Origin of the sequence: Streptococcus lactarius (assembly GCF_016642265.1) — a bacterium.
In the GTDB taxonomy this organism is placed as follows: domain Bacteria; phylum Bacillota; class Bacilli; order Lactobacillales; family Streptococcaceae; genus Streptococcus; species Streptococcus lactarius.
Window position 1 is genome coordinate 165,958 of record NZ_MRXX01000007.1, and the last position, 19,487, is coordinate 185,444.

Consider the following 19,487-nt stretch of genomic DNA (forward strand, 5'->3'; position numbering starts at 1 on the left):
ATTCATTATACAGGAATACTACGTATATTCAAGTAATTTGCTACGAAAAACTTATATATTATTGCTTTATTTTCAAATTTTTTGTAACAAATTTAAAATATTTTATTCTATTAGTAAAAAAGTGAATCTCCTATGAGATTCACTTGAAAAAATGGTATTTCCTACTAGATCAGTTACCCTTCTTTTTACGTCGGATAAGTCCAGTAATTCCAGCTAGCCCTGTAACAACCCCAAGGAGAGCTGATGTTACAGACCCTGTTTCGCCAGTATTCGGAAGCACCACAGATTGGCTGTGTTTTTGTGATCCACTTGCTGACTCGGAGGTCGACATTGATTCTGAACCAGAAGCTGATTGTGAACCGCTACCAGATGTTGATACTGATTGTGATTGACTCACTGAAACTGACTCGAATGCTGAGACTGACTGGCTTTCTGATACTGAGCTGCTCAACGATGCTGACAATGATTCAGAGGTCGATGCTGACTCTGACGTTGATACTGATTCTGAGGTAGAAATCGATTCGGACGTAGACACTGATTCAGAGGCTGAGACTGACTCGAACGTTGAAACTGATTCTGATACAGAAACTGACTCTGACGTTGATACAGATTCTGATGCTGATACTGATTCGGACGCTGAAACCGATTCGGATATTGACACCGATTCAGAACTTGAAACTGACTCTGATGTTGACACCGATTCAGACGTTGATACAGACTCAGACGCTGAAATCGACTCAGATGTAGATACTGACTCGGAGGTTGAAACTGATTCTGAAGTAGATACTGATTTAGAGGCTGAAACCGACTCGGATGTTGACAGCGATTCAGATGTAGAAACTGATTCAGAAGTAGACACTGACTCTGAGGCTGATACTGAGCTGCTCAACGATGCTGACAATGATTCAGAGGCTGACAATGACTCGGATGTTGACGCCGACTCGGATGTTGACGCCGACTCAGACGTTGAGACAGACTCGGATGCTGAAATCGATTCGGACGTAGATACTGATTCGGATGTTGAAACTGATTCAGATGTTGAAACTGACTCAGACGCTGATACTGATTCGGACGTCGATGCTGATTCAGACGTTGAGACTGATTCAGACGTTGATACTGATTCAGAGGTTGACACCGATTCAGACGTTGATACAGACTCGGATATTGACACTGATTCAGACGTTGAAACTGACTCGGATGCTGAAATCGATTCGAACGTAGACACTGACTCTGAGGTCGATACCGACTCAGAAGTAGACACTGACTCAGACGTTGAGATTGATTCAGAGACCGATAATGACTCAGACGCTGATACCGATTCAGAGGTCGAGACTGACTGGCTTTCTGATACTGAGCTACTCAACGATGCTGACAATGATTCAGACGTTGAGACTGACTCAGACGTTGAAACTGACTCTGAGGTCGAGACTGATTCGGACGTTGAAACTGACTCGGATGCTGAAATCGATTCGGACGTAGACACTGACTCGGATGTTGACACTGATTCAGACGTTGAGACTGACTCAGACGCTGATACTGATTCAGAGGTCGATGCTGACTCGGACGTTGATACTGATTCTGAGGTAGAAATCGATTCAGACGTAGACACTGATTCGGATGTTGAAACTGATTCAGATGTTGAAACTGACTCAGACGCTGATACTGATTCGGACGTCGATGCTGATTCAGACGTTGAGACAGATTCAGACGTTGAGACAGACTCAGACGTTGAGACTGATTCAGAGGTTGACACCGATTCAGACGTTGATACAGACTCGGATATTGACACTGATTCAGACGTTGAAACTGACTCGGATGCTGAAATCGATTCGAACGTAGACACTGACTCTGAGGTCGATACCGACTCAGAAGTAGACACTGACTCAGACGTTGAGATTGATTCAGAGACCGATAATGACTCAGACGCTGATACCGATTCAGAGGTCGAGACTGACTGGCTTTCTGATACTGAGCTACTCAACGATGCTGACAATGATTCAGACGTTGAGACTGACTCAGACGTTGAAACTGACTCTGAGGTCGAGACTGATTCGGACGTTGAAACTGACTCGGATGCTGAAATCGATTCGGACGTAGACACTGACTCGGATGTTGACACTGATTCAGACGTTGAGACTGACTCAGACGCTGATACTGATTCAGAGGTCGATGCTGACTCAGACGCTGATACTGATTCAGAGGTCGATGCTGACTCGGACGTTGATACTGATTCTGAGGTAGAAATCGATTCAGACGTAGACACTGATTCAGAGGCTGAGACTGATTCTGAAGTAGATACTGATTCAGAGGCTGAAACCGACTCAGATGTAGATACTGACTCTGAGGTTGAAACGGATTCTGATACAGAAACAGATTCGGATGTTGAGATTGACTCTGACGTTGATACTGATTCTGAGGTAGAAATCGATTCAGACGTAGACACTGATTCTGAGGCTGATACTGAGCTGCTCAACGATACTGACAATGATTCAGAGGCTGACAATGACTCGGACGTTGAAACGGATTCAGAGGTCGATGCTGATTCAGACGTTGAGACTGACTCGGATGTTGATACTGACTCAGACGCTGATACTGATTCTGAGGTTGACGCTGACTCGGACGTTGATACTGATTCTGAGGTAGAAATCGATTCAGACGTAGACACTGATTCAGAGGCTGAAACCGACTCAGATGTAGATACTGACTCTGAGGTTGAAACGGATTCTGATACAGAAACAGATTCGGATGTTGATACTGACTCGGACGCTGAAACTGATTTGGAAATTGAGACCGATTCAGACGTAGAAATAGCTTCAGAGATTGATACCGACTCAGAGGTTGAAACTGATTCGGACATTGATACAGACTCAGAAGTTGAAACAGATGCTGACTCTGATACTGATTCTGAGGTCGATGCTGACTGGCTTTCTGATACTGAGCTGCTCAACGATGCTGACAATGATTCAGAGGCTGACAATGACTCGGATGTTGACGCCGACTCGGATGTTGACGCCGACTCAGACGTTGAGACTGACTCGGATGTTGAGACTGACTCAGACGCTGATACTGATTCTGAGGTTGACGCTGACTCGGACGTTGATACTGATTCTGAGGTAGAAATCGATTCAGACGTAGACACTGATTCAGAGGCTGAAACCGACTCAGATGTAGATACTGACTCTGAGGTTGAAACGGATTCTGATGCTGAAACTGAGTTTGACACCGATGCACTTGTTGAAGCAGATTCCGATGTCGAAACCGAATTCGATACAGACTGACTCACAACTTTAGACGTGCTCGCTGAAACTGATGCACTCAATGAGCTCGATACGGACTGGCTTACCACTTTGGACGCACTCGCCGATACCGAAGCAGACTGCAAGGCACTGATACTTGCAGAAACAGATTGCGAAACCTTCACAGATTCAGATTTTCTTGCCGATACAGATTGACTCGTTGAAGCGGATTGAGATTGAGAAATCTCCTTGCTCAATGATTGACTACGAGAGAGACTCGCTTGAGCAGATGCACTCGCCGACGCTGATTTGCTCAATGAAGCCGCCAAACTTTGCGAGCGAACCGAGCTCAGTGATTGGCTTAATGATACACTCTGCTGAGCCGATACGCTCTGAGATTGCTTCGCACTTAAAGACTGACTGACAGATTGCGAAACTTTAGCAGATGCACTCTGACTGTTTGAGACAGACTGACTGTGATCGCTATCTGACAATTTCACAGCTACGACATTGGTCGTACTATCTTTATAAGTAATGGTGACTGTACCATCACTATTAACCGTATAGGCCTTAATCCGGTTAGCCACCTCTGGATTAACAGCCGACACAGCTGCAATCACCTTGCTCTTATCTGCCTCTGTCAATGCAGTTAGGCTCGTCACCTGAATAGTGCTTGTTGGAGCAACACCTGGCGTACGATCAGCCAGACGTCCTTGGGTAATCCGAATTTCACCCAAACCATTTGGACGGTTCATATTAGACGCATTGTCAATAGCCGCGACATTGCGTTGCCAAGTATTCCGGTAAGAATGATAGAGATCATCCTTCAAATGAATGGTCGTTATAATGGTTGCAGGGTTGGCACTGGTAGCCGTGATCTCTCCCGTGATAGGAGCAATATCACCTGTTCCATACTGGCTGCCACCAAAGAAATTCCCGTTCAAGGCATTGTCGTTCAAATCTGCCCGTGCAACAACTTTCATTTCTTTGAGCTTGCCACTGTCATCCGTAGCTGTAAAAGTCACAACTGCATCATCACCCGCATAAATAACGTAGTTCTTCCCACCACCTTCAAGCGGGGTTGATTTCGGTTCTACACCATTGACAGTCAACTTAGCCGTCACTTCAGGGCGTGTAGCATCTGTCACTGCCACAGAATTACTAGCATCAGAATAAACCGCGTGATCACCATACATGATCCGTGCTTTAGCTGTCACACCGCCAATTTGTAAAGGAACAGTTGGCGTCACACTGACTTGTCCAGATGCATCCGCCACTGCTGTTCCGATTTCATCATCATTGTTATATAAGACAACGGTTGATCCTGGCTCAGCCCCTGTCACTGTCACAGGTGTTTGAGTATAGGCCTTCTCTAGTAAGCGAGTCTCAACCGTCGGTGCTGCTAGGCGCTTAACAGGAGCGGTTACATCATTAGTAGTGTTATCTTTATAAGTAATGGTTACTACACCCGTTGCTGAGACGGAATAAGACTTAAAGTCCTTTGAAGTTGCAATATTCGGATTAGAAGCCTTAAAAGCCTCCCAAACCTTCTCTTTTTCAGCCTGGGCCAAGTTAGTGGTATCATTGACAAAAGTTGCCGTGGTCACTGCTGTAATCGGGTTGCGAATGCCATCATTTTGCGGTAAAACCTGAATACGAAGCGTACGTGTCACTGACTGCTTAGCCGTATTCGTCACTACAAAAGAAAGATTATAAATTTTCCCAGGCGTTACGACCTCTGTCTGGCCAACAGTTCCAAAAATATTAAAGGCTACTGCACTATTTTTTAGCGCCGACGTCTGAGGTAAGTTGATGCCATTCACACGATCGCTACCAGAAGCGTAGCCAATGCTTTTAATACTATTTCGTGTAGGATTCGTTTCAACAACATTATAAGCCTGGTTCACACTGTCCGAATTATACACCGAAATCAAGGCATTATTGGCTAGCCCGAGATTGTATTGAGGCGCACGGAGGCTCGTATCTGTGTCAATACGGTTCCCATTTCGAGGGTCGCGCTGACCAGATGTAGCGCGCAGCACCGCGTTGGCCAAGCGATTGCGAGCAATCTTTGCTTGGCTTTCCACGGCATCCATTTGAATTGCCGGATTAGACAAGCCAGTTCGAATAGCCTCTAAGGCCAGATCTCCCTTCTCAATTGCAGATTCGGTCCCCGGGATTTCCATAGCTTGTGCTCGATAAGTGTATAAATCCAAGGCCAAGACCTGCAGACGTTTCACCTGGTCTTCTGAACGCTGAGTTGGAGCCTCTGCTACCCTCTCGCTCGTTTCAGGAGTAGCCCTGTGAATTGAATCGTCCTCAGAGACACTGCTACTAGCAGTTCCTGAAGTGGACTGACTCGCTGAAGCACTAACAACATGTGATTCGCTCAAAGAAACCGACTGAGACAAAGAAAGGCTGTCACTAGCCGACTCTGATAGCGAGACAGATTCACTCATAGATTGACTGGCTGATGCAGAATCTGAGTTAGAGGTCGTCCCCAAGACAAAACTATCCGAACCCACTACACCGGTCGATGGGCTGATTTCAGACCCAACAGTCGTATCCATCCCATTTTCCTCGGCAAATACTGGATTAGCGACCGTTGTCGCTCCAGCAAGAGCCCCGAGTACAACCATCCCTTTGACCAGATCTGCAGGCATCGAGTGTGATGACGCTTCATATTGAACTACGATCTTTTCATCCACACCACCTCGCATGACACGAAATAGGCCTAACCGAGAGATAGATGCTCGTACCCAATTCTTTCCTGATTTGATTAATTTAAAACGTGTGATTCGCTCCGTTTCGCGAAAATCACCCTTCGAACGTTTAAAAAACATGTCCGCTCCTTAAATTTTAGATATCAAGTTATTATACCTTATTTTTTCCCTAATGTAACTAATTAAGACCATTTTCTGACACGAAAACAACATACAAAAAGAGAACCCGGAGGTTCTCTTTTTGGATCCTTTTTTCATTGACCACCTACCTGAAATGATCGAATCAAATTAGGATAGAAGATTATTTTTCATCTTCTTTTTTACGACGACCAAGTACAGCCACTCCAGCAAGTCCTGCAACTGCTCCAAGAAGAGCTGATGTTACAGATGTTGTTTCACCAGTATTTGGAAGTGCTACAGATTCGCTGTGTTTTTGTGATCCACTTGCTGATTCTGATGTAGACAATGACTCTGAACCAGAAGCTGATTGACTCATTGAGTTAGAGTATGAACCACTAGCAGAAGTAGATCCTGATTGGCTCATTGAGTTAGAGTATGAACCACTAGCAGATGTTGATCCTGATTGACTCATTGAGTTAGAGTATGAACCACTGCCAGATGTTGATCCTGATTGGCTCATTGAGTTAGAGTATGAACCGCTACCAGATGTTGATCCTGATTGTGATTGACTCACTGAAACTGAAGTACTTACTGAGGTCGAAGTTGATTCAGATGCTGACACTGATTGACTTACTGAGGTCGAAGTTGATTCAGATGCTGATACTGATTGACTTACTGAGGTCGAAGTTGATTCAGACGCTGATACTGATTGACTTACTGAGGTTGAAGTTGATTCAGATGCTGATACTGATTGACTTACTGAGGTTGAAGTTGATTCAGACGCTGATACTGATTGACTTACTGAGGTTGAAGCTGATTCAGACGCTGATACTGATTGACTTACTGAGGTTGAAGCTGATTCAGATGCTGATACTGATTGACTTGCTGATACTGAAGCTGATACTGAAACTGATTCAGACACTGATACTGAAGCTGATTCAGACGCTGACGCTGATTGGCTTGCTGATGCTGAAGCCGATTCAGATACTGACGCACTTGTTGATTCAGATACTGAGGCACTCGTTGATTCAGATAATGATGCACTTGCTGATTCAGATGTCGATGCACTCTCTGAGGCAGATGTTGACGCACTTGCTGACTCAGATACTGACGTACTTGCTGACTCAGATGTTGACGCACTTGCTGACTCAGATACTGACGTACTTGCTGACTCAGATGTTGACGCACTTGCTGATTCTGATGTTGACGCACTTGCTGACTCAGATGTTGATGCTGACTCAGACGCTGATGCTGATACAGATTCTGATGTGCTTGCTGACTCAGATGCTGATAATGATGCTGACTCTGATGCAGATAATGATGTTGAAGCTGACTCAGATGCTGATAATGATGCTGATTCTGATGTTGATGCACTTGCTGACTCAGATGTTGATGCTGACTCAGACGCTGATGCTGATACAGATTCTGATGTGCTTGCTGACTCAGATACACTTGCTGATTCAACTTCTGATTGGCTCAATGAAGCAGATGCTGATTCTGATGCAGATTTAGAAGCTGATGTTGTATCAGATTGAGATTGTGACACTGATTGTGACTTAGAAACAACCTCTGATTGTGATACAGATTGTGACTTAGACACTACTTCTGACTGCGATACTGATTGTGACTTAGACACTGCTTCTGACTGTGATACTGATTGTGATTTAGATACAGCTTCTGACTGTGACACAGATTGTGACTTAGACACTACTTCTGACTGCGATACTGATTGTGACTTAGATGCTACTTCTGACTGCGATACTGATTGTGACTTAGATGCTACTTCTGACTGCGATACTGATTGTGATTTAGACACTACTTCTGAAAGTGATTGTGATTTTGAAGCAGAGTTTGAGAATGATTGTGATTGAGATGCAGACTCAGAATCACCCAATTTCTCGAAGTAATAGTTCACATCAGTTGATGGTTTAATCGCAGTTGGAATTGAGTAGTTGTTAGAGAATGATGAATAACCCTTCAAATTAGAGTATACTTTACCATTTGGTGCTGTTGGGTCATTCGCAACAGATCCTTCTGCTTGGATTTCTGGAACTTTACCAGCAATGACGTTATAACTGTTATTACCAGCTCCGGCAGGTGTCAATGATGTGCTTGGAGCACCTTTGAATGGACGTGGATAAGTATGTAGAGTTCCGTCCATTTGTTTATAAGTATCTGTCTCAGTAGCAGACTGCCAACCAGTGATAATGAGTGATTTACTTCCAGCTGTTTCGTTGACTTCAATATAGTAGTCACCATTTTTGCTGTTTACTTTTGTAACTTTAGTCTCATCAGCCTTCCACTCTTCACCAGCCTTATTCACTTTACTTGTGTAGATGAGTGTGTACTTAGATACATCTTCAGTACCAATATCAGATGTAGCAAAATTGTTCACTTGAGATGGATCAAGAGCGTAGAATTTCGTTACAGTCGAACCATTTGTATCCACGATTTCAGAAATACGTTTCACGTAGTAATGGTTAGCTCCACCTTGAAGTTCAACCAATTTTTGACCAACAACACCTTTACCAAGGACACCAGATGTTTTTTGAGTAGAATCTGTTGTAGCAGCTACATGCTTGTAACCAGGGATATCACGGTTGTTTGAAGCTGTAAATTGTTGTCCTGCAAGACCTGTTTGTGTGTAGCTTGCTAGATCTGTTTCAGTTCCAGTAGGTTTGTAAAGTTGACCTGGAGTAGAACTTCCTTGAATAAGCTTATAGTGAGTTGTTTGATCAACTGTTGCATAAGGAACAGAAGTTTGAACGTTTTGTTTGTCTTCGTTTTCATTACCTGGGTAGTTGGTATCACGAATTTGAAGTGTTTCATACTCAAGTTTCGCATTTACCAATGAGAAGGTCACGTTACCTGGATCAGTTCCGTTAGCACCTGTGTATGTTAAGGTATTGGTTACATCAGAGTTGTTATTAGTGATGTAGCTTGGAAGTGAGATGTTGCTTTCACCAGCATGGATGGTACGTGTGAAGACTTCTGAACCATCAGATTTCTTCACAATACGCAAGTGAACATCTGGATTAGCTGAAAGGCTACCAGTGATGGCAGAACGATCTACTGCAAGAGTAGCATAGTAGTCAAAGTTTGTTTTCGCCCCAGTTGAATGATCTGTTTTAAGGAATTGCCATACACCGAAAGTGAAACGATTAGCGTTTGGATCTAAAGCATAACCAGATTTGCTGAAGGCAGTATCTTCAATTGTTGCGCCGTTTGCATCTGTAATAACTGGAGTTGTCGTTCCATTAGTTCTTGTTGAAATTGGTGCCAACTGTGCAGTAACTGCTGGAGCACCATCTACAGTAGCATTTCCGGTAAAGCCTGCTGCAGTCAAGGTTGCCATCATGTCATCTACTGACTTGCTCAAACGTTCGCGTTGATCCGCATATGATTGAGCAGAAGCATTGGCATTGATCAAGCTGTTGCTTGCTGTCAATTCTGTTTGAACTTTAGCAATTGCGGCATCAAGAGCTGCTTTCTTTTCAGGGACTGAAACTGTCGCTGAGTAGTCGCTTGCGATCTTGTTCAACAAGACTGCTTCTGAAGCATTTTGTTCCAAAACAACTTTGTCTTCAGCCTTTACAGGTGCAGTAGTTTCTGAAGCAGATTCAGATCCAGCTACTACAGCTGATTCACTAGAAGCTGTTGAAACTTCTGTTGAAGCATGTTCCTTCAATGAAGCTGAGTGAGAAGCGGATACACTAACAGAAGTTGAAGCGCTCGCTGAAGCAGAAGCACTTGCTGATTCTGTTGTAGATTCAGTAGTTGATTCTGTAGTTGATTCAGATTGAGATTCAGTTGTTGAAGTTGTACCAAGGACTGTACTTCCTTGCTCTACAAGTGCTTGGCTAGAAAGCTCAGAAGCAGTCGCTACGTCTGATCCAGTTTCATCAGCCTTTGCAGTGTTGGCAACTGTAGCTGCACCAAAAATAGCACCTGCTGCTACAATTCCTTTCAACAAGCCACGACTAGTCATTTCTGTAGCAGAAACTTCGTCTTCACGAACTTCAGCCACGACAGTCTTTTCAACTTGACCACGGATCACTTTCAAAAGGCCAAAGTTAGAAGTAGCCGCGCGCAACCAGTTTTTACCTGATTTAATCAATTTAAAACGAGTTACACGATCGGTTTCACGGAATTCACCGTTTGAACGTTTAAAAAACATGTTGTCTCCTTATTTACATTTTTTATTGCCCTACTATTATAGACTACCATGGAGGTTTTTGGAAGCAATTATCATTAGTTATTGCTATTTTTTTATAATCTTACCTTTAATTAGTAATGAAATCGCTTTCATAGTAGTATTTTTGTCAAACCGGGGCAAATTTTTGAAAAAAATGAGCTTTTTAACGAACGAAAAAAAGGACTGGAAAACTAATTTCCAATCCCTTATAAACTACATACAAATCCCGGTATAGAGAGGCTTAAGCAATCTTCTTCAACATCCGTTCAATGTGCTCAATTGATTTTTCACGGCCAAGTAAGAAAATGGTTTCTGGCAATTCTGGACCATGCATTTCTCCAGAAACTGCAATCCGAATTGGCATAAAGAGGTTCTTCCCTTTGATGCCTGTTTCTTTTTGAACCGCTTTGATTTGTGGGAAGATATTTTCAACCACAAACTCATCATCTGACATAGCTTCGAGTCTCGCTTTGAAAGATTCCAATACTGTTGGGACTGTTTCAGCTGCCATGACTTCTTTTTCTGCATCTGTCAACTCTGGAAAGTCTGCAAAGAAGAGGTCAGTTAATGGAACGATTTCATCGACCGATTTCATTTGTGGCTTGTAGAGTTCTACAAACTTCTCAGCCTTGTCTGTTAAACGACCTGCTTTTTCTAAGAATGGTTTAGCCATTGCGACGATTGTTTCAAGATCTGCATTCTTGATGTAGTCATTGCTCATCCAATCCAATTTCTTTTGGTCAAAGGCTGCAGGAGATTTGCTGAGACGATGTTCATCAAAGAGTTTGATGAGTTCTTCACGAGAGAAGATTTCATCTTCCCCACCAGGGTTCCAACCAAGAAGAGCGATAAAGTTAAAGACCGCTTCTGGAAGATACCCTTTTTTACGGTAGTCTTCGATAAATTGAAGGGTATTCGTATCCCGTTTGGATAACTTCTTACCTGTTTCAGAGTTAATGATCAAAGTCATGTGACCAAACTCAGGAGCTTCCCATCCAAGTGCTTCATAAACCATCAATTGTTTTGGTGTATTAGCGATGTGATCATCTCCACGAATAACATGAGAAATCTTCATTTCATGGTCATCGATGACGACGGCAAAGTTGTAAGTTGGATAGCCATCTTTCTTTTGGATAACCCAATCACCACCGACATTAGCCCCTTCAAACTCAATATCGCCCTTAACAATGTCATGCCACTTGTAGATACCAGCTTCATTGACCACCAAACGAACAGTCGGAACAATCCCCGCTGCTTCGCGTTCTGCTACATAGGCTGCCTTTTCCTCTTCGCTCATTCCGAGGTATTCATTGACATAGCGAGGTGTTTCTCCAGCTGCTTCTTGGCGTTCACGTTCTGCTGCCAATTCTTCTTCTGTTACATAAGATTTATAGGCTTTCCCTTCCGCCAAGAGTTGATCAATGTATTTTTGGTAAAGTGGCAACCGTTCTGATTGGCGATAGTTTTCGTGTGTTTCAGGACTTTCATCCCAATCCATCCCCAACCAACGAAGGTTTTCAAGCTGTGAACGTTCCCCGTCTTCGACGTGGCGCTTGCGGTCCGTATCTTCAATCCGAATAATAAAGGTACCGCCATAATGACGTGCATAAAGGTAGTTAAACAATGCAGTACGCGCATTTCCGATGTGTAATAATCCCGTTGGACTTGGTGCATAACGCACACGAATATCTTTTGCCATGTTTCTCTCCTATAATCTTGTTCGCTATCACTAGCGCATTTATTCAATCGTTCTTATTATACCACAAAGACAGCCAGACTAAAATGAATAAGTGACCTTTTAGAAAGTCCTTGCTGATTCAGAACCCTATAGAGTAACATACAAGCCCCTCTACCTTCTCAGTATGGAACACCTCATCACGGAGGACCTTATCACGCGCCCCGCAAAAAAGGGACCGAGAGCTATTTTGAAAATAGATCTTAGTCCCCCATTCGCCTGGATCCTCTTCAAGCGAACTAGCTATTCTTTATTGATTAATGGAATTGCATACCACCATCTACGATAATGGTTTGACCTGTAATGTAGTTTGAATCTGGTCCAGCAAGGAAGCTAACTGCAGCAGCCACATCTTCAGGTTCAGACAGACGTTTCAAAGTGATGTCTTTTGCGAATGTTTGCATACCCCATTCGTCGTCTTTACCTGCATTTTTACCAACTTCATGAGCAATGTCAAACATCATTGGAGTCTTAACGATACCTGGTGCGTACGCATTGACAGTGATCCCTGAGTCAGCCAAATCACGCGCCAAAGTTTGTGTAATCCCACGAACTGCAAATTTAGTACCACCATAGACAGTCAAGTTCGGGTTCCCAACGACACCAGCTTGAGAAGTGGCGTTGATGATTTTACCACCGTGACCAAGGGCTTTAAATTGCGCTTGCGCAGCTTGAGCACCCCAGATCACACCACCGACATTGATATTAAATGTACGATGGAATTGTTCTTCTGTGATAGTAGCAAGTGGAGTAGTTGGTGCTACACCGGCATTGTTGACAACAACATTCAAATCACCAAAGTGATCAACAACTTTTTGGAAGGCCGCAGCAACTTCTGCTTGTTTAGATACATCTGCTACAACAGCAAAAGCATTTTCAGCTGACAATTCTGCAACAGCTTTTTCAGCTGTTTCTGCATTGTAATCCAAGATTCCGACTTTAAAGCCGTCTTGAACTAAACGTTTTGCAATTGCAAAACCAATCCCTTGACCTGCACCTGTAACAATAGCAACTTTAGACATATTTGTACCTCCAATTGCACTATAAAAGTTAGTAACTTCAATGGCCTAACTCACCATACAACAAAAAATCATTTTCACGATTTCGCTATCATTCTAAAACTTTGTGAAGAAAAAGTCAAGCAAAATCCTTGACTTTTATAGGTAAATAGATTAGGAAAAATTAATTCCCTTTGTTGCACCAAAAAAGCAGGATAGAAACCTGCTTGCATTCAAGCGCTTCTATCCTGCTCCCTTTTTTGACTGTATCCGCTGCGCCCTTTGTATCTTATTAAACGAACACGCCCTAAATGCTGTGTGAAAAAGATAAATTCTCTTGTGAGCATCGCTCTCTGCGACAATTTCCTTTTTTCACTTTGCATTTTACGGGCTTTGTATCTTAGTTTAACCGTTCTTCTAGTTCAAAGTCGATTGGTAGGGTTTGTAAGAAGTGCTCCAACTCCCGTTCCCAGTAGAACCATTCGTGCTTGCCTGGGCTGTGGCTATAAGTGACATCCAAGCCCAATTTTCCCAATTCCTTAGCCTCAAATTGATTGGCTTCATAGAGAAAGTCCTGCTCTCCACACCAGATCCAAAGCTTGGTCTTTTTATCGGAGAACTTCTTAGTAACCGACTCCAGTGAGTAGGGACTCGTCGTCCAATCGTTTACCTCTCCAAAGATTCCCTTCCAAAAGGCCGGCTTTTCTAGATCATTCTTTTCAAAGGTCATCCCATGGAAACTCAGAGCTCCAGAAAAACTCGCCGCATGAGAGAAGCGATTGGTCTTGAGGGCCAAGAGCATCGAACCGTAGCCTCCCATCGACAAGCCTGCGATAAAAGTTTTCTCCCGTTTCTTGGTCATATTGGGAAAGAAGCGGGCTAATGTCTCTGGCAATTCCTTCGCAATGGCCGTGTAATAGTTGTATCCATACTGCGTATCTGTGTAAAAACCATTATTGGTATTGGGTAGGACCACGATCAGATTGGTATTTCGCAAAATGCGCTCCACATGGGTTCGCTTCAGCCAAGAATGATGATTGCCGTTCATTCCGTGTAAGAGATAAAGAACTGGAATATCCGTATCTGCTGGATTTTCCACGCGCGACGCATCAGGATAAAGAACGGACACGCCCCACTCCATCTTCAAGGCCTCTGAATAATACTCAATCTGCATAACTGCCATAGGGTTTCCTCTTTCTATGTTTAAAAACACTCGGCAAGCCTCTGGCCGCCAAGCGTTTTGATTTCTTTTATTATTTCACTTCCATCACGACTGGTAAAATCGCTGGACGACATTTGGTCTGTTCAAATAAGAATTTAGACAAATGATCACGTACCAATCCTTTTAATTCACCCCAGTCAAAGCTGTCCTGTGCTAGGTAGTCTTCAACGCTTTGGTTGACCAATTCGCAACTTTCACGGAGAATATCCCGGCTCTTCTTGACATAGACAAATCCACGAGTGTGCACATGCGCTTTGGCAATAATCTTCTTTTCTTTGCGGTTTACCGTAATGGCTACAATAAAGATTCCATCTTCTGACAAAACTTTGCGGTCACGAAGGACGATATTGCCCACATCCCCAATGGCATTCCCATCGATCATGACATCTCCAGCTGAGATGCTCCCTGCAGGGACGAAATCTCCCTTTTCATACTCCATGACTGTACCACGCTTTGGAATGAAGATATTTTCAGGCAAAATCCCAACTTCCATGGCAATCCGCGCATGGGCATCTAACTCCCGGTACTCTCCTTGAATTGGGAAGAGATACTTCGGACGAAGCAGATTGATCATCAACTGCAAATCCCGCGCATTTCCATGACCAGACACGCGCAAGCTAGACGTAATCAATTTAACAATCCCACCTGCTTGGTAAACCATATTTTCCACACGAGCCACCACGGCTTCTTTGGCAATAGAAGGTGTTGTAACGATGTAGACCAAGTCCCCATCTTTGATTTCCACATACCGGTGACGACCAATTGACATCTTGCGCAACCCATTAATGGGCTCACCCATCCGGCCTGTTTCCAAAATGATCAATTCATGATCCTCAAACCGGCTCATTTCTTTCGGCTTGATCAAGAGTTTTTCATTGGCAAGAGATAGTTTGTTGAGGCGAATAGCTGTCCGGACGATGTTTTCCACATCAAACCCTGTCAAGACGACACGGCGCCCAGTCTCAGCTGCGGCATCAAAGACCTGCTGGATCCGAGAAAGGTTGCTGGCAACGGCTGCTACGATGACACGCCCATCCCAGTTGGCAATCGTATCTAAGATTTCATCGCCGACTTCTTGCTCACTAGCGACCTGTACCTTGCTATCCGCATTGGCCGAATCACTCAAAAGCGCAAGAACCCCTTCACGCCCGATTTCAGCTAGACGAGCAAAGTCTGTTGCGTAAGACTCACTCGCTGTTTGGTCAAATTTAAAGTCGCCTGTATAGACGATATTTCCCTCAGAAGTTCCAATGACAACACCGATACTTTCAGGAATGGAGTGGGTCGTTTGAAAGAAGGACACAACCGCATCTCCAAATTCAATCTCAGAATTTTGATCAATCACATGGAAGTCATTGTATTTCTTAACACTATCATTTCCTTTGACAAAGAGCTTGGCCAACTCAATCGTCAGCTCCGTTCCAAACACAGGAACTTTTGCCTCAGCCAAAAGGTAAGGCAAGGCACCGATGGCGTCCGCATGCCCATGGGTTAAGAAAACGCCTGCAATACGGTCTTTGTTTTCAAAAAGATAATCCATATTGGGGATGACAACGTCCACCCCAAGTTGTTCATTTTCTGGATACTTCAGTCCTGCATCCAAGACAAAAATTGAATCGTTTACTTCAGCGATGTAGAGATTTTTCCCATTTTCTCGAACACCACCGAGAGTGACTAATTTAATACTCACTGTTTTCTCCTTTAATTGATAGATTTTTTAATACTTACGGTCCTTGGCTGCCCAAGTCGAATTACAGCTTTGCAAATTCTTGCATATCTATTCTATTATACAATTTTTTTCTGTTTTTTTCAAAAACACGCCCTAGCAAAAAGCCTCCTCATCTGAACCAGATGAGAAGGCTTCTAGGCGCCTATCTTTAGGGGGAAAAGACCCTCTAAAGATGATAATCCCCCCGCTTATTTTCAATGATTCGCATCGCAGCCTTGATCACATGAAACTTACTGAGCAATTCCTCAAGACGCTTAAAATTGCGCTCACTCAATTGACCCGTCTTCACCGCTTGAGAGAGATGATAAAAGTCATCTAAATCATCCTCAATATTTTCAAACAGTTCCTTGGCTTCCTTGAGTCGGTAGCGATTGAGCAAATGGGTGAGATCCTTTTTAAAGTCAGAGACATTGCTTTCATGAATGTCTGTATAAGCCTCGTCTTCCTCACTGTTTTCCTGGTAGTTCACTGCCTTAAAGCAAGTGATAAATTCTCGGCTTTTGATGTTACAGACAAAGATGACACCATCACTCGATACATAAGTTTTTGTATCAGCAGGTTGGAGCACATCACTCTCATAAGGCGAGAGAGAGGGCAGGTGTTGATTGATCCAACGTTTCAGGTGTTGATCATCCACTCCAAAGCGCTCCAACGCTCTCTTTCTAAAATGATCTCTGCAACTGTAGTCTTGTGCATACGACAACCCCATCCTCTCACCTCCTTTTTGAGTTTGCGAATAGGAAGGGCCTCCAGTCTTACGGGACTAGAGGCCAGGTCTGTTTTTCCGACATGGTGCCATTAACCTTTCGGCTAATACAACAATGTTTTTTGACGTTTATTTCATGTAATAGTATTTTTGTAAAATACCAGAGGTTTTCTTTGCAATCCTACATTTCAATAAATGTTCGATTGGACACATTGAAGTTTGAAAACCTTCACAAAAGCTTCTACCAACTATTTCCACGTTTTCTCATATGATCCGACAAACTTAGCAGGCTTGCCCGACTGTCCAATCGATTCGATACACAGCCCAACGGCTCTTTTAGAAAAGAGCATCAACAAATGTCAGAAAAACAGACCTAAAACGAAGTAACCACTAATAATCTTGATCAGTCATGGTGACCAGTCCCTTCTTTATCCTTCTATTTATATTATACGTCTCCTTCTTCTCTTTAGCAAGCGATTCCACCTGAAACTAGTTTCTATTTTTATACGGTTTTTTAAAGCACTATTTATAAGAGTTCTCCCTTTTATAAAGCACCCCGTTCAATCCATATAGTATATTTATAAGCTATCATTTGTTTTTTAGAAAATAAAAAGGAAGTAGAACGACGAAGCATTCATAAATCATATTGCTTCTGTCCTACTCCCTATTTTGACTGTATCCGCTACGCCCTTTGTATCTTAGCAGAATGCGACAGGACGAAGGTGGATCGATACCATCCACCTGAGGAGTTAGTGAGTCGTGTAGGCAAGGTACCATAGTACTTGCCGTTACACGAATTGAACACGCCCTAAATGCTGTGTGAAAAAGATAAATTCTCTTGCGAGCATGGCTCACTACAAGAATTTCCTATTTTCACCTTGCATTTTACGGGCTTTGTATCTTATTCTTTCTCAAACAATTGATAGTAGTCTGCGATGCTCATTTGAGCTTTTTCTTCTTGGTTGAGGTCTTGGATGATGTGCCCGTCTTTCATGACAATCAAGCGATTTCCATATTTCAACGCATCTTCCATATGGTGGGTGATCATAAGGGCTGTGAGGGCGTCTTGTTTCACAAATTCATCTGTCAAAGTCATCAGAGCCTGACTCGTTTTTGGATCCAAGGCGGCTGTGTGTTCGTCTAGTAATAAGAGTTCTGGACGTTTCAGTGTCGCCATCAACAGACTCAACGCCTGGCGTTGTCCCCCTGAAAGAAATTCAACCGCTGTATCGATATGCTTTTCTAAGCCATTGCCGATCTTAGCAAGAACTGTTTGAAACTCTTCTTTATAGCTCGCCAAATGACGCGGAATCAAGCCCCGTTTTTCTCCACGGAACTTTGCTACCAAGAGGTTTTCAGCTACTGTCATCCGAGGTGCTGTTCCCATTTTTGGATCTTGAAAGACCCGTGATAGATACTTGGCTCTCTTTTCAGGAGAGTAATTGGTCACATCTTCCCCCAGAATATAGATCTTTCCACTGCTCACTGGAAGGGTCCCTGCAATCGTATTAAAAAGGGTTGATTTCCCAGCTCCATTGCCCCCCAAAATCGTGATGAAATCATGCTCTCGAATTTCCAAGGAGACATCATCCAGAATGACTTTTTCTTCATTCATCCCATTGCTCACAGCTTTGGTTACATTTTTTAATTCTACAACTGCTGTCATTTACTGAATTTCGCTCCTTTCATGATTTTTCCTTTAAAGGTTGGAATCATCAGGCAGATAGCCAAGATCAAGGCACTGAAGATTCGAATGTAACTGGTATTGATGCCAAGGGCGATCACAGCCCAGATCAAAAATTGGTAGGCGATGGAACCAATTGCAATACTGAGTAGACGCTCCGTCAAGGTGACATTTGAAAAGAGGACCTCTCCAATAATAAGGCTAGCAAGTCCAATAACGATGACCCCGATCCCACGTGATGCATCTGCATAGCCTTCTTGCTGGGCCATCAGCGCACCAGAAAGGGCAATAATTCCATTTGAAATCACCAAACCCATCAGTTCCATTCGGTCCGTATTGATCCCAAAACTTTTCGCCATATCAGGATTATCTCCTGTCGCGATATAAGCTTGGCCTAAGCGTGTATCCAAGAAGAAAATCAAACCGAGAATCACGAGACCCACAAAGATCAAACCAACCAGGATTTCATTGAGGCCACTAGCAAGGGGAAGAAAGTCTTGGATTTTTTTATAACCCAAAAGCCCCAGATTGGCCCGTTGCATGACAAAGAGAATAACCGAGTTACACGATGTCATCACGAGGATCCCCGATAAAAGTGTTGGGATTTTCCCCTTGGTGTAGAGAAGACCGGTCACAAGTCCCGCCAAGCACCCTGCTCCAATGGCAGCTAAGGTTGCCACCAAGGGATTGACCCCCTTGGTGATCAATGTCACCGCCATCGCTCCTCCCAATGGGAAGGAACCTTCTGTCGTCATATCTGGAAAATCTAGAATTCGGAAGGTCATAAAGATCCCCAAACCAAGAATGGCCCAGATCAAGCCTTGTGAAACAATTGAATTAATCATAGTGTCTCCCTTCGATAATAATAGTTTTATTGTAACACAAATATGGAAGAGAGCCTATAAAAAATTCACAATATTTCTTGAATCATCTGCTTTTTCGAAATCAAGAGAATCATACTGAGAAACCGAAGAAAAAAGAATTCTGTGAACATTTATAATTATGCAAAAAATAAAGGCCTGCGTTTGTATCACAGACCTTGCTTGAATAGGGTAACTGACGACAATAAGGGTGTGAAGTTCTTCCACTCCAAACCCTACTCTTTTCCAATTCAAAGCGGATTCATTCCCCTTGTTGCC

The 19,487-nt window shown here is 43.3% G+C and carries 9 protein-coding genes; all 9 read right to left on the minus strand.

Annotated elements, in window-relative coordinates; genetic code table 11:
* Positions 1-169: 169 nt before the first annotated feature.
* The gene (locus tag BTU61_RS06200; protein WP_200772801.1) at positions 170-6,079 is read right to left on the minus strand and encodes an accessory Sec-dependent serine-rich glycoprotein adhesin; all 5,910 of its coding nucleotides are present in this window, start codon (positions 6,077-6,079) and stop codon (positions 170-172) included.
* Positions 6,080-6,260: 181 nt separating this feature from the next.
* A complete protein-coding gene (locus BTU61_RS06205; protein WP_200772802.1) occupies positions 6,261-10,256 on the minus strand; it encodes an accessory Sec-dependent serine-rich glycoprotein adhesin in 3,996 nt (1,331 codons plus the stop codon).
* 259 nt (positions 10,257-10,515) lie between these two features.
* The gene (gene gltX, locus BTU61_RS06210; RefSeq protein ID WP_200772803.1) at positions 10,516-11,973 is read right to left on the minus strand and encodes a glutamate--tRNA ligase; all 1,458 of its coding nucleotides are present in this window, start codon (positions 11,971-11,973) and stop codon (positions 10,516-10,518) included.
* A 293-nt stretch (positions 11,974-12,266) separates the two neighbouring features.
* Entirely contained in the window at positions 12,267-13,031 is a 765-nt protein-coding gene (locus tag BTU61_RS06215) for a (S)-acetoin forming diacetyl reductase (protein ID WP_187538595.1), read from the minus strand.
* Between the two features lie 376 nt (positions 13,032-13,407).
* Positions 13,408-14,190: an alpha/beta hydrolase gene (locus BTU61_RS06220; RefSeq protein ID WP_200772804.1), complete on the minus strand. Its 783-nt coding sequence runs from the start codon at positions 14,188-14,190 to the stop codon at positions 13,408-13,410.
* Between the two features lie 70 nt (positions 14,191-14,260).
* Positions 14,261-15,919, minus strand: a complete 1,659-nt coding sequence (locus tag BTU61_RS06225) for a ribonuclease J (protein WP_200772805.1) — start codon at positions 15,917-15,919, stop codon at positions 14,261-14,263.
* Between the two features lie 205 nt (positions 15,920-16,124).
* The gene (locus BTU61_RS06230; protein ID WP_187538589.1) at positions 16,125-16,667 is read right to left on the minus strand and encodes a hypothetical protein; all 543 of its coding nucleotides are present in this window, start codon (positions 16,665-16,667) and stop codon (positions 16,125-16,127) included.
* An 898-nt stretch (positions 16,668-17,565) separates the two neighbouring features.
* On the minus strand, positions 17,566-18,330 hold the full coding sequence (locus tag BTU61_RS06235) for an ABC transporter ATP-binding protein (RefSeq protein WP_200772806.1): 765 nt from the start codon (positions 18,328-18,330) through the stop codon (positions 17,566-17,568).
* Complete coding sequence (locus BTU61_RS06240) at positions 18,327-19,193, minus strand: ABC transporter permease (protein WP_200772807.1); 867 nt, start codon at positions 19,191-19,193, stop codon at positions 18,327-18,329. The genes BTU61_RS06235 and BTU61_RS06240 overlap by 4 nt, the downstream gene beginning before the upstream one ends.
* Positions 19,194-19,487: the final 294 nt, after the last annotated feature.

Coding starts and splice junctions, on each gene's coding strand:
- BTU61_RS06220 (WP_200772804.1), bottom strand. CDS start 14,190: ATGGCAGTTATGCAGATTGAGTATTATTCAGAGGCCTTGAAGATGGAG.
- BTU61_RS06240 (WP_200772807.1), bottom strand. CDS start 19,193: ATGATTAATTCAATTGTTTCACAAGGCTTGATCTGGGCCATTCTTGGT.
- BTU61_RS06200 (WP_200772801.1), bottom strand. CDS start 6,079: ATGTTTTTTAAACGTTCGAAGGGTGATTTTCGCGAAACGGAGCGAATC.
- gltX (WP_200772803.1), bottom strand. CDS start 11,973: ATGGCAAAAGATATTCGTGTGCGTTATGCACCAAGTCCAACGGGATTA.
- BTU61_RS06230 (WP_187538589.1), bottom strand. CDS start 16,667: ATGGGGTTGTCGTATGCACAAGACTACAGTTGCAGAGATCATTTTAGA.
- BTU61_RS06205 (WP_200772802.1), bottom strand. CDS start 10,256: ATGTTTTTTAAACGTTCAAACGGTGAATTCCGTGAAACCGATCGTGTA.
- BTU61_RS06215 (WP_187538595.1), bottom strand. CDS start 13,031: ATGTCTAAAGTTGCTATTGTTACAGGTGCAGGTCAAGGGATTGGTTTT.
- BTU61_RS06235 (WP_200772806.1), bottom strand. CDS start 18,330: ATGACAGCAGTTGTAGAATTAAAAAATGTAACCAAAGCTGTGAGCAAT.